The organism is Candidatus Pantoea floridensis (assembly GCF_900215435.1).
Lineage (GTDB): Bacteria > Pseudomonadota > Gammaproteobacteria > Enterobacterales > Enterobacteriaceae > Pantoea > Pantoea floridensis.
The window spans coordinates 1,310,499-1,322,605 of sequence record NZ_OCMY01000001.1 but is presented as its reverse complement, the minus strand read 5'-3'; the positions used below and the strand labels follow the sequence as shown (position 1 = coordinate 1,322,605).

Sequence of the window (12,107 nt, the reverse complement as noted above, 5' to 3'; positions counted from 1 at the left end):
GTTACAGCGTGCGTGCAGCTTCCATCGCCAGTGCGAATGAACGCAGACGCGCCTGCGTATCGAAAATCTGGCCATTGACCATGATCTCATCCGCCTGAGTTTCGCGCATCAGCGCCGCGAGGCCATTTCGTACTTTATCGCTGTCACCGACAATCGACATACTCAACGCTTGCTGCACGCCATATTGTTCAGAGGGCGACCACAGATTATCCATGTTCTCCACGGGAGCCGGCAGCGGACCCGGTTTGCCACGGCGTAAATTAATAAACTGCTGCTGCATTGACGTGAAGAGGAAGCGCGCATCACGCTCGCTATCGGCGGCGACCACGTTGACGCACACCATGGCATACGGCTTAGCTAAACGCGCGGAAGGTTTAAATTTCTCGCGATAAAGATGCAATGCCTGGAACAACAGGTCCGGCGCAAAGTGTGAAGCAAAGGCGAAAGGCAGGCCGAGCTGTGCGGCTAACTGTGCGCTGTACAAGCTAGAACCGAGCAGCCATACGGGAATTTTTAGCCCTAATCCTGGCACCGGTTGTACCGGCGGATGTTCGCCTTCTTCGGCGTCAAACCAGCGAATCAGCTCTGATACATCTTCCGGGAAACTATCGGCTTGTGCGCTGGAGAGATGGCGACGCAATGCCAACATGGTGCGCTGGTCCGATCCGGGGGCGCGGCCCAATCCGAGATCGATACGGCCAGGATAGAGAGATTCAAGGGTACCAAACTGTTCGGCAATCACCAGCGGCGCATGGTTTGGCAGCATAATACCGCCTGAGCCAAGACGAAGCGTGTTGGTATTTGCGGCTAAATAACCAATTAATACGGAGGTTGCAGCGCTGGCAATCCCGGTCATGTTGTGATGTTCAGCCAGCCAGTAGCGGTGAAAACCAAGGGCTTCAGATTGGCGAGCCAGCGCCAGTGAATTGTGGAATGCGTCGCGCGCTGCGGAACCTTGCGGAATCGGAGCCAAATCCAATACGGACAGGCGAACAGTTTTTTTCTCAGACATGGGTACTCCAGATAAGGATGGCGCAGGTGTTTAATCTTACCTGCACCAGTGAGTATTACTCATCGATACCCATATTAAAACTGCTAATAACAGCACGAATATAGCCGGAATGTGCCTTTACCTGCCGCCTTCCAGTTCCATACCGACCAGACGACGCCAATAACCGTTACTGTCACTGCCTCGCGCCATCATCAGCGGTGCCTGTCCGGCTTCATTCGCACGGAAGCGATCTACTTCACCTAGCGTACTTTCGCCCTGTGGCGACAGACGTACGATGTCGACCCAGTTATGCATGCCCGTTAAATCATTGCCGAGGTTGTAGCAGTAACCGCTCATCGTCTGAATGCCGTTCAGCACAAACACCTGTTGGCCTTCCTGCGACAGTACGCGGCGGCCGGTGGGATGGTTAATGCAGCAGGTTTGGCAATCATCTTTAGCGCGATTCTCGGCGCGCGCGGTGAAGCAGCGTGCCGACAGCGCCAGCGGCAAATGCCCGTAGCCGAGTACTTCCACCTCAAACTTATCGCGTACGCCAGCAGCGTCGCACTGTTGCAGCAGCTGAATTAGCCAGTCGCGTGACATTTCCACAGGAATACACCAGCGCGTCATCCCTTCTTTCAGTAACAGCTGCAGCGTTTGCGCGTTGTACACATTGAGCGTGGGACCGGCGACAAACGGTAATTGGCGTTCCGCCGCCATGTTCACGGTTCCCATGTCATTGGCTTCAAGGAGGAACTCACCGTTTTCGACATAGCGCCGCAGTTCTTTCACCTCTGAAGGCGACTGCAGCAGGGCCAGCGTGCTCAACACCACCTGCTTGCCGTGCTGTGCCAGCATGCGCGCCATCTCCATCCATTGATTGAATGAGGTAGCGCGCCGCTTGCTGCAAACGGCTTCACCGAGATAAACGATTTCGGCACTGCTTGCGGCGGCACGTTGATAAAAGGTTTCCAGGGTTGCGGTTGGCCAGTACCACAGCACCGGCCCGATAGCGTATTTCATGCGATCTCCTTATTGCCAGTCGCGGTGATAAGCACCCAGCGTGGTTTGGCTACCTTCGGACAATTCGCCGAGTGCCTGCATCCACGGCTCCTGCACCACATAGTGCTCCGGCGATGCCATACAGCGATCGATCGCCTGGCGCCATACTTTAGCCACCTGCGCCACATACGCCGGGCTGCGCTGACGGCCTTCAATTTTCACCGAGGCAATGTTGGCGCGCAGCAGTTCAGGCAGCAGCGATAGCGTGTTCAGGCTGGTAGGCTCTTCCAGCACGTGATAGCGCTGGTTATCCACTTCGTAACGGCCTTTACACAGCGTGGGATATCCCGCGCTTTCGTTGGGCGCGTAACGATCAATCAACACTTCATTAAGGCGTGATTCCATCCCCTTCGGCGTTTGCTGCCAACGTACAAATTTCGCCGGGGAGCAGGCTCCTGCGCTATTCGGCGACTCACCGGTCAGCCAGGATGAGAGGTAGCAGCGGCCTTCAGCCATGATGCACAGGCTGCCAAAGGCGAACACTTCGAGCGGTACCGGCGTCTCGCGCGCCAGCTGTTTCACCTGATGCATCGACAGCACGCGCGGCAGCACCACGCGGCTAAGCTGAAAATGGCGATGATAAAAATGAATGGCTTGCAGATTGGTGGCGGAGGCCTGCACGGAAAGATGGCGTTCGACCTGCGGATAATGTTTTGCTGCATATTCAAGCGTAGCGATATCGGCCAAAATCAGCGCGTCTGCTCCGTTCTGGGCGGCAACGTCAATCGCCGTCTGCCAGCGATTCATGCCATCGGGATGCGCAAACGTGTTGATCGCTACGTGCAGTTTTCGGCGATGCTGGTGCAGATAGCGTGCAGCCTCGGCCAGTTTCTTATCGGTAAAATTGAGGCCAGCAAAGTGGCGGGCATTGGTATCGTCTTTCAGGCCGACATACACCGCGTCAGCACCATGCTCCACCGCCGATTTCAGCGCAGGCAAATTCCCCGCTGGACACAGCAGTTCCATACATTTTCCTCCCCGGATTCTTAAGCCGAAGAGTGTAGATAACTGCCTTCACGATAATGTTGATTTAAGGCAGTGAAAGCGCCATTGATGATCGGAAGTGAAGCATTTTCGACCAGTTGTGAAACGATTTACTTGATCTCAGTGGAGGCGAAGCCTGGCGATTGTGGCAAAATAGATGAAATTTTCTGAAGGGAATGTCGATGATGTTTGCGCGCTTACGTGGTTTGATTGTTGAAAAAGGACCAGAATTCCTAGCCTTACCGGTTTCTATCACTCCGTTCCCGTTGAAAAAAGCCATTCTGCAACAACTCTTAAACTGGCAATTTCGTCATGCTTTGTCCGAAGGTGAGTTAGACTTTCTGGAAGGGCGCTTTCTGGGAATCGAGATTGCCGATGTCAATCTACGCTGGATCACCACCCTGCAAGCAGGGCGCCTGACCGTTTCGCGCGACACCGAAGCTGATGTCTGGTTTCGCGGCGAAGCCAACGATCTGTTGCTGGTAGCAGCACGCAAAGCGGATCCCGATATGTTGTTCTTTCAACGCCGGTTGGTGATTGAAGGTGACACGGAGCTGGGTCTGGAGGTGAAGAACCTAATGGATGCCATTGAACTGGATGCCATGCCCACGCCTTTACGCACGGGGTTGCAGCAGCTGGCTGCTTTTATTGAAGCAGGAATGAAACAGGACGCGAAGGCCGCTGAGGCGCGCGCGGGGATCTCATGTTAATTCGTACTGAAATTGGCGTTGATGCCGCAGGCATCGATAGCCTGTTAAGGCGCAGTTTTGCTACCGCGGCCGAAGCGGAATTAATTCAACAACTGCGCGAAGATGGCTTGCTTACTCTCGGCGTTGTCGCCACGGATGATGAAGGTCAGGTGCTGGGTTATGCCGCTTTTAGCCCGGTGACCTTGCAAGGTGAAGACCGTAACTGGGTCGCTTTGGCCCCGCTCGCCGTGGATGAATCGGTGCGCGGGCAAGGGCTGGCTAAAAAACTGGTGTACGAAGGATTGGATTCACTCAACGAGTTCAGCTATAGCGCTGTGGTGGTGCTGGGCGATCCTGAGTTCTACAATCCGCTCGGTTTTGAGCCCGCTGCGCGTCATGGTTTGCACTGTCGTTGGTTAGGCAGCGAAGCCGCTTTTCAGGTGTACAAACTGGCAGACGACGCGTTTGTCGGCGTGGAAGGGTTGATCGAATTCGCGCTACCGTTTAATCGTCTCGACTAAACCAGGTCATCAGGCAGGGCGGCTGCTGCGCAACCAGCTGCAGTTTCTGTGCGCGGCTTAGCTGCTTAACCTGATATTCCAGGCGCGAAGCCGCAGCCCTGTCACCCGCATCACAGTGAAAAACCAGCGTCAGCGGACCTTTGCCACGCAGCGAGCGTGCTCCGCGCCCCTGCTGATGTTGCTGCAAACGGCGATTAACGTCAGTGGTAATGCCGGTATAAAGCATGCCAGCGGCAGTTTGTAGCAGATAAAGCTGCCAGCGCTGTTCCATAATACTCATCTCAAAAAATAGCTGGCAGGCAGTGTAGCGCGCTTCAGTCCTCACTGCTATTTGCCATACGGAGTCGCACTTTGTCTGACCTTTCCCATCTGATTCGCTATCTGAAGAAGCAGCACGTGCTCTCGCTTTGTGCGACTAGCGGCGACGAGAGTTGGTGTGCTAACTGTTTTTACGTGTTTGATGAAACGAGCATGGCGTTCTGGCTGATGACTGAGCTGGAAACCCGTCATGGCCAGTTAATGCAGATGAATCCACGTATTGCGGGCACCATTAATGGCCAGCCGAAAAGTGTGCTGTTGATTAAAGGCGTGCAGTATCGTGGTCAGATTACGCAGCTGAGTGGAGAACGGGAGGCGATAGCGCGCCGTGCCTATCAAAGGCGTTTTCCGGTGGCGAAAAAAGTCACTGCGCCGCTCTGGGAGATCACGCTCGACGAAGTGAAGATGACCGACAATGCGCTGGGATTTGGTAAGAAGATAATATGGACAAGGTCGTAGGGGCGCCATTTATGGCGACCCCAATGCGAAAGAAGAGCTTAAGCAGCGTTCAAAATGCGCAGCGATTCGCGATTAAACGCGGGCAGATCCTCTGGCGTGCGGCTGGTCACGAGCTTGTCGTCATCCACCACCACTTCTTTATCATAAAAATCCGCACCGGCATTGCGCAGATCAATGGCGATAGCTTTTACACAGGTCATTTTGCGGCCACGTACGCCGTTGGCACTGATCAGCAGCTGCGGGCCATGACAAATGGCAAAGATCGGTTTGCCGCTGGCCACAAACTCTTTGGTGAAGTTGACAAAACGATCGTCGCCGCGCAGGGCGTCGGGCGAGTGTCCACCTGGCAGCAGCAGTGCATCGAATTCTGCCGCGCTGACATCATCGATGTCTTTATCGATTTTGACCTCGGCTTTGCCCTGTTTACCTTTGACGATTTTACCGGCTTGCATCTCAATGGTGACCACTTGGTGGCCGGCCTTGGTGTAAGCCTCCGCCGGTGAGGTAAACTCTGAGTCTTCAAATTCATCGGTAATCAGTACCGCTATTTTCTTGCTCATCTTTTTCCTCCTTGCTGATTCCGAACGGGTGTTAGTTACATAACTCACCCACAAGCCTGGTCGCCATGGCGAAAAATGCAAGCCAGCCGGCTGAACGCAACCGAGGTAAATTTCCGAGATGGATCAAGTTTGCACCGTTTGAATATGGCAGATTCGAAAGACCTGCATAACAATGCGGTCTCTTCAGCGCGTCTCCCGGCGCGGTAATCGTTATTCAGTTGAATACGGAATCTGTTATGACTCAATGTATCCCCTCAGCATCGGCAGCACGCTTTGCCTGGTGGAAACCGCTGCTGTTTTTGGCCGTGGTGGTCATCGGCCTATGGTATGTCAAATGGCAGCCCTATTACGGTAAAGCTTTTACTGCCGCTGAAACCCACTCGATCGGTAAATCGATCCTGGCCAATGCGGCTGACTCGCCGTGGCGCGCGGCGCTCGATTACGCCATGGTCTATTTTCTTGCGGTATGGAAAGCGGCAGTGCTGGGTGTGATTCTGGGCTCGCTGGTGCAGGTGCTGGTTCCGCGCAGCTGGCTGATGCGTTTGATGGGCGACTCGCGCTTCGGCTCTACGCTGGTCGGCACCGGTCTGGGCTTGCCGGGTATGATGTGCAGCTGCTGTGCGGCACCGGTGACCGCTGGCTTGCGTCAGTCGCAGGTTTCGAGCGGCGCGGCGATGGCGTTTTGGCTGGCGAATCCGTTACTCAACCCGGCAACGCTGATTTTTATGGGCTTTGTGCTCGGCTGGAACGTTGCGGCCATTCGGCTGGTGGCTGGTCTGATCATGGTGTTGGGTATCGCCTGGCTGGTGCAACGCAGCGTGCCCGATCAGGTCGTTGCTGCGCCCGTCACGGTTACTCACGATGAACAACCGTTTCTGACACGCTGGCTGCGGGTGATGTGGCGATTGTTCTGCAACACCATTCCGCTGTATATCGTCGCGGTATTGTTGCTTGGAGCTGCACGAGTTTGGCTGTTTCCGCATGCTAATGGTGCGGTGGGCAATACGCTGATCTGGGTGATGTTAATGGCGATTGCGGGCTGCCTGTTTGTGATTCCCACCGCCGCAGAAATCCCGATTGTGCAGACTATGATGTTGGCGGGCATGGGAATTGCGCCTGCGCTGGCGTTGCTAGTGACGCTGCCCGCCGTCAGTGTGCCGTCTTTATTGATGTTGCATCGGGCATTTCCCGCCCGTGCGTTGTGGATCGCGCTAATCGGCGTGGCCTGCAGCGGGATGCTGCTCGGCGTGCTCGGTTTGTGGCTGGCGTAGCCACCACATTTTCTGATTGCGGCTGCCGCGCCACAGCAGCCGCGCATCTTTCTCTGCCTCAATAAAACGTCCGTCGATCAGCACGTCAATCTCATCCAGCACTTCGCGCTGCGCATCGCTAAGCTCTGCCATTTCGTAACCGGTCCACAGCCAGATATCCTTATCCGGACATTCACGCCGCACGCGCTTCACCAGGCGGCGAATATGCGGCACGTTATGCGGATGCAGCGGATCGCCACCGCTCAGTGACAATCCCTGGCGTGGAATCCGCCGATCGTTAAGATCGGCAATCAGCTGCTCTTCCATCTCCAGCGTAAAGGGCACGCCAGAATCCACTCGCCACGTGCTCTGGTTATAGCAGCCGCGACACTGATGCTCGCAGCCCGCTACAAACAGCGTGCAGCGGGTGCCGGGTCCATTAACAATATCGACGGGATAGTAGCGGTGGATATGCATCATCCCAGTTGTCCTGTCTCCAGATGTTTGACGCGGCGCTGTACCTCTTCCTGCTTACCGGCATTAAATGGACGCGCGTCCGGACTGCCGAGATAGCCGCACACGCGACGCGTCACCGAAACGCGCGCCGGGTCGTGATTACCGCAGCATGGGCAGGTAAAACCTTTGCTGGTACAGCTGAACTCGCCGCTAAAGCCACATTCGTAGCACTCATCAATCGGCGTGTTGGTGCCGTAATAGGGCACGCGGTGATAGCTGTAGTCCCACACGTCTTCCAGCGCTTTGAGATTGTGCTGGATGTTGGGATATTCGCCGTAACAGATGAAACCGCCGTTGGCGATGGCCGGATAGGGTGCTTCAAAGTCGATCTTATCGTAAGGATTGACCTTTTTCTCGACGTCGAGATGGAAGCTATTGGTGTAATACCCTTTATCGGTCACGCCGGCGACTACGCCAAACTCAGCGGCATCGAGACGGCAGAAGCGATCGCACAAATTCTCGCTCGGCGTGCTGTACAAACTGAAGCCGTAACCAGTTTCGGCTTTCCAGGCATCCACCGCGTTGCGCAGATGCGTCACAATCGCCACGCCTTTTTCACGCAGATAATCCGCATCATAAGGATGTACTTCGTTACCGCTCAGCGCGTTCAGCGTTTCGTGCAGACCAATATAGCCAAGGGAAATGGATGCGCGACCGTTGCGGAAAATGGCGCCGACTTCGTCATCGGCTTTCAGCCGCACGCCGCAGGCGCCTTCCATATAGAGAATGGGCGCTACGCGCGCTTTGGTTTTTTCCAGCCGGGCAATGCGCGTCATTAATGCACGTTTCGCTAGCGCCAAACGTTCATCCAGCAGTAGCCAGAACTGCGCGTCATTACCTTTCGCCTCCAGCGCGATACGTGGCAGGTTCAGGCTGATCACCCCAATATTGTTGCGGCCTTCATGAATTTGTTCGCCGTTCTCCTCGTAAACGCCCAGGAAGCTACGGCAGCCCATCGGCGTTTTAAATGAGCCGGTGACCTCCACCACTTTCTCGTAGTTAAGGATGTCGGGGTACATGCGCTTGCTGGCGCACTCCAGCGCCAGTTGCTTGATATCATAATTAAAATCCCCCTTGCTGCGATTAACGCCTTCGCGAATAGCAAACACCAGTTTCGGGAACACGGCGGTTTTGTGATTTTTGCCCAGCCCGGCGATGCGGTTACGCAGGATCGACTGTTGAATCAGGCGTGCTGCCCAATCTGTGCCGAGACCGAAGCCGAAGGTGACAAAGGGCGTCTGGCCGTTGGCGGTGTGCAGCGTATTCACTTCGTATTCCAGCGACTGAAACGCGTCATAGCACTCTTTCTCGGTACGAGCCCGAGCGTAGGCTTCGGCATCAGCAATTTGCCACTCCTGCGCGACCGCGCGGTGTTTTTCCAGACTGAGAGTGACGAACGGTGCCAGCACTTCATCAATGCGGTTGATGGTGGTACCGCCATAAATATGGCTGGCAACCTGGGCAATAATCTGCGCGGTGACCGCCGTGGCGGTAGCGATCGATTTGGGCGGCTCGATTTCGGCATTACCCATTTTGAAACCGTTGGTCAGCATGCCGTGCAGATCGATCAGCATGCAGTTAAACATCGGGAAGAAGGGGGAGTAGTCGAGATCGTGATAGTGAATTTCCCCGCGCTCGTGCGCCAATACCACATCGCGCGGCAGTAGTTGCTGCTGCGCATAGTGTTTAGCAACGATCCCTGCCAGCAGATCGCGCTGCGTTGGGATCACTTTGCTGTCTTTGTTAGCATTTTCATTGAGCAAAGCGGCGTTAGTTTGTTCAACCAGCCCACGGATAGCGTGATGCAGTTTGCCACGCTGCTCGCGTGCCAGGTCACGATCGTGACGGTATTCGATATAAGCGCGCGCCAATTGCGGCCAGCGGCCACTCATCAACGTCTCTTCTACTGCGCACTGAATATCGCGTATATCCACTTCCGCGTGCGCAGCAAGCTGCTGGCTCACCTGTTTAGCAACCTGTTCGCACCATGCCGTATCGTCGATCTGTGCTGCACGCGCGGCAGCCTGCACTGCCGCTTCAATTCGCTGCGCATCAAACGGCACTCTGCAACCGTCACGCTTAATCACCACCGTCGCCATCTTCTCTCCGTAGAACTACATATTGATGTTTTAAGGAGTTTAACCGCTATATGTGGTGCTTAAGGGAGAATTAATCACCTACTGTTTGACCTACAGCAAAGAAGCCACAACGAAGATTGAAAGCCGCGCAATCGTTAACCCCGCTAAAATGAAAAAGTTTTAACCCGTCCAGATTTCAGCCTGCTATCACTTGCTTTGCAACGCGAAACAGGTTTAATGAGCCTTTTGCCCAATTTGGTCCGTCGTTTCATTTACAAGGATGCCTACATGCTGTTGCAAAGAACGTTGCTTGCCTGTTGTTTATCCATGACTTTTTCAACTTTCGCCGCACCCGCAGGCGATCTCCCTTTAATGCCATGGCCGCAGAGCGTTGAGCAGCCTAGCACTGGCGGCGCCTATGCGTTGACACCGCAATTTACGCTACATATTACGGGCGATCATCTGGAGGGAACCGAAGCGCGCTGGCGCGCGCGCATTGCACGGCAAACTGGCTGGCCGCTGTTGCCAGACAGCGCCTCCAGCGATCACCCCAGCATCCAGGTGCAAATTGCCCAGGCGGTTGATCCCCTTCCGCAGCCGGACAGCGACGAAAGCTATCATCTCGTGGTCAACAGCGCAGGCGTATTATTAAAAGCCAATACGCGGTTTGGTGCGATGCGCGGCATGGAAACGGTGCTGCAGCTGATCGAAAACACCGAAAGCGGGACGCAAATTCCTTACGTTACCATTGACGACAAACCGCGTTTTCCATGGCGCGGTGTACTGATTGATTCGGCGCGTCACTTCCTGCCGATTGAAACCGTGAAGCGGCAAATCGATGGCATCGCGGCCGCGCGCATGAATGTGTTTCACTGGCACTTAACCGACGATCAAGGTTGGCGCTTTGCCTCCAGCCACTATCCACAGCTGCAGGAGAAAGCCAGCGACGGCTTGTACTATACGCAGCAGCAGATGCGCGATGTGGTGCGCTATGCCACGCAGCGCGGCGTGCGCGTGGTGCCGGAAATCGATCTGCCGGGTCATGCGTCGGCGATTGCGGTGGCGATGCCTGAACTGATGAGCGCGCCGGGGCCGTATCAAATGGAGCGTGGCTGGGGCGTGTTTAAGCCGCTGCTCGATCCCAGCAACGAAGCGGTGTTCCGCTTTATCGACACCTTGATGGGCGAAGTGACGGCGATCTTCCCGGATCCCTATGTGCACATTGGCGGCGATGAGGTTGATCCCACGCAGTGGGATGATTCGACGCGTATTCAGCAATTTATGCGCGATCGCGGCCTGAAGGATACGCATGCGCTGCAGGCCTGGTTTAACCAGCGCGTCGAAAAAATCCTCGAAGCGCACCAGCGCCGCATGATTGGGTGGGATGAGGTTTACCATCCGGATCTGCCGAAAAGCATTCTGATTCAATCGTGGCAAGGCCAGGACGCACTTGGCACCGTGGCGCAAAATGACTTCCGCGGCATTCTTTCCACCGGGTTTTATCTCGATCAGCCGCAAACCGCCGCCTATCACTATCGCAACGAGCCCTGGCCACAAGGCCTCAACGGTGCGGATCAGCTGCAATCCGGCGAGCAGGCTCAGAGCTGGCAGTTCACCATGCCACGCCTGAAAGGCAGTGCGCTAAAAGGCAGTTTTACCCTGATTGAAAGTAAAAACGGCTGGCGCGGCTTTATTGATTTCAGCGGCAAAGCGCGTCGTATGGTCAGCGATATCCGCTGGCTCTCACCAACGCAGCTGACGTTCAGTGTTGATACGTGGATGGGACCTTTCCAGCCGATGGTGACGCTGACGCAAGACAAGCTGACCGGCTATATGCTGGTGGGCAACGTACGTTACCCAGCAGAAGGCAGCAAGTTGACGCAGGTACCAAAAGGTATTGCGCCATCGCTGCCTACGCCTGAACAGGTGCAAAATAATCTGATTGGCGGTGAAGCGGCGCTGTGGGCGGAGAACGTCAATAGTCGGGTGATCGATACGCGCCTGTGGCCGCGTGCCTTTGTGGTGGCCGAGCGATTGTGGTCTGCAAAAGATGTCACCGACAGCGATAACATGTATCGGCGTTTGAGCGCCGTGGAACGCTGGGGCACGATTTCGGTGGGCTTGCAGCAGCATCAGCAAGCGGAAGTGCAGATGATGCGGCTGGCAAACAGCAGCGACATCACGCCGCTGCGCGTGCTGGCCGAAGTGCTTGAACCGGCGCAATACTACACGCGGCAACATCTGAAATTCCAGGCGGGGCATTACGACTACTTTGAACCCTTGAACCGGTTGGCAGATGTGCTGCCCGCCGAGAGCAACGCGGTGCGCTTGCTGGATAAACAGGTCGATCGCCTGATTGCTAACCGCACGGATCACGCGGCGGCACATGCGATCCGCCAGCAACTGCAGCGCTGGCAGAACAACAGTGATGCGGTGATGCCGTTGGTTTTGGGCAATTATCAACTCAAGCCGCTACAGCAGCAGGTGCAGCAGGTTGCTCAGCTGAGCCGAATGGGGCTGGATTTGGTGAACGCGCTGGAGCGTAATCAGGCGTACGGTGCGGGTGAGGTCGCGCAGATGCATGCGCAGCTGGACGCCGCAGCGCAGGTGCAGGATGAAACTGTGCTGGCGCTAGTCAGGCCGCTGGAGAAGCTGCTGCGATCGTTTAAATAGCGGAGG

Annotated in this window: 12 protein-coding genes; 5 read left to right on the top strand and 7 right to left on the bottom strand. The window is 55.6% G+C overall.

Translation table 11 applies throughout. The annotated features are described in order from the left end of the window. Position 1: 1 nt before the first annotated feature. The 3 genes from CRO19_RS06240 to ubiU all read right to left on the bottom strand — a co-directional run bounded on the left by CRO19_RS06240 (position 2) and on the right by ubiU (position 3,019). Positions 2–1,012, bottom strand: a complete 1,011-nt coding sequence (locus CRO19_RS06240) for a luciferase-like monooxygenase (protein ID WP_097095078.1) — start codon at positions 1,010–1,012, stop codon at positions 2–4. A 117-nt stretch (positions 1,013–1,129) separates the two neighbouring features. After that, a complete protein-coding gene (locus tag CRO19_RS06235; protein ID WP_097095077.1) occupies positions 1,130–2,014 on the bottom strand; it encodes a U32 family peptidase in 885 nt (294 codons plus the stop codon). Positions 2,015–2,023: 9 nt separating this feature from the next. Next, positions 2,024–3,019 carry a ubiquinone anaerobic biosynthesis protein UbiU gene (gene ubiU, locus CRO19_RS06230; RefSeq protein WP_097095076.1) on the bottom strand — a complete coding sequence of 332 codons (996 nt, stop codon included), beginning with the start codon at positions 3,017–3,019 and terminating at the stop codon, positions 2,024–2,026. Positions 3,020–3,222: 203 nt separating this feature from the next. Here ubiU and ubiT point away from each other — a divergent pair, with 203 nt between their 5' ends. Continuing rightward, the gene (ubiT, locus tag CRO19_RS06225) at positions 3,223–3,747 is read left to right on the top strand and encodes a ubiquinone anaerobic biosynthesis accessory factor UbiT (RefSeq protein ID WP_097097601.1); all 525 of its coding nucleotides are present in this window, start codon (positions 3,223–3,225) and stop codon (positions 3,745–3,747) included. Then, entirely contained in the window at positions 3,741–4,247 is a 507-nt protein-coding gene (locus tag CRO19_RS06220) for a GNAT family N-acetyltransferase (protein WP_097095075.1), read from the top strand. Before ubiT ends, CRO19_RS06220 begins: the two co-directional genes overlap by 7 nt. Here the strand turns inward: CRO19_RS06220 and CRO19_RS06215 are convergent. Further along, the gene (locus tag CRO19_RS06215; RefSeq protein WP_097095074.1) at positions 4,231–4,518 is read right to left on the bottom strand and encodes a GIY-YIG nuclease family protein; all 288 of its coding nucleotides are present in this window, start codon (positions 4,516–4,518) and stop codon (positions 4,231–4,233) included. The two genes, CRO19_RS06220 and CRO19_RS06215, sit on opposite strands and share 17 nt — an antisense overlap. Before the next feature lie 80 nt (positions 4,519–4,598). Here CRO19_RS06215 and CRO19_RS06210 point away from each other — a divergent pair, with 80 nt between their 5' ends. Further along, the gene (locus CRO19_RS06210; protein WP_097095073.1) at positions 4,599–5,024 is read left to right on the top strand and encodes a YhbP family protein; all 426 of its coding nucleotides are present in this window, start codon (positions 4,599–4,601) and stop codon (positions 5,022–5,024) included. 38 nt (positions 5,025–5,062) lie between these two features. Here CRO19_RS06210 and CRO19_RS06205 read toward each other — a convergent pair whose 3' ends face one another. Continuing rightward, positions 5,063–5,584, bottom strand: coding sequence for a type 1 glutamine amidotransferase domain-containing protein (locus tag CRO19_RS06205; protein WP_097095072.1), 522 nt, complete (start codon positions 5,582–5,584; stop codon positions 5,063–5,065). A 236-nt stretch (positions 5,585–5,820) separates the two neighbouring features. Between CRO19_RS06205 and CRO19_RS06200 the strand changes: the two genes are divergently transcribed. After that, the gene (locus CRO19_RS06200; RefSeq protein ID WP_097095071.1) at positions 5,821–6,855 is read left to right on the top strand and encodes a permease; all 1,035 of its coding nucleotides are present in this window, start codon (positions 5,821–5,823) and stop codon (positions 6,853–6,855) included. On the opposite strand, the gene nrdG is transcribed toward CRO19_RS06200, so the two are convergent. Beyond that, positions 6,796–7,314 carry an anaerobic ribonucleoside-triphosphate reductase-activating protein gene (gene nrdG, locus CRO19_RS06195; protein WP_097095070.1) on the bottom strand — a complete coding sequence of 173 codons (519 nt, stop codon included), beginning with the start codon at positions 7,312–7,314 and terminating at the stop codon, positions 6,796–6,798. The genes CRO19_RS06200 and nrdG overlap by 60 nt on opposite strands. Then, entirely contained in the window at positions 7,311–9,449 is a 2,139-nt protein-coding gene (nrdD, locus tag CRO19_RS06190; protein WP_097095069.1) for an anaerobic ribonucleoside-triphosphate reductase, read from the bottom strand. Before nrdD ends, nrdG begins: the two co-directional genes overlap by 4 nt. Before the next feature lie 267 nt (positions 9,450–9,716). On the opposite strand from nrdD, the gene CRO19_RS06185 reads away from it, so the two are divergent. After that, positions 9,717–12,101: a beta-N-acetylhexosaminidase gene (locus CRO19_RS06185; RefSeq protein WP_097095068.1), complete on the top strand. Its 2,385-nt coding sequence runs from the start codon at positions 9,717–9,719 to the stop codon at positions 12,099–12,101. Positions 12,102–12,107 lie beyond the last annotated feature (6 nt).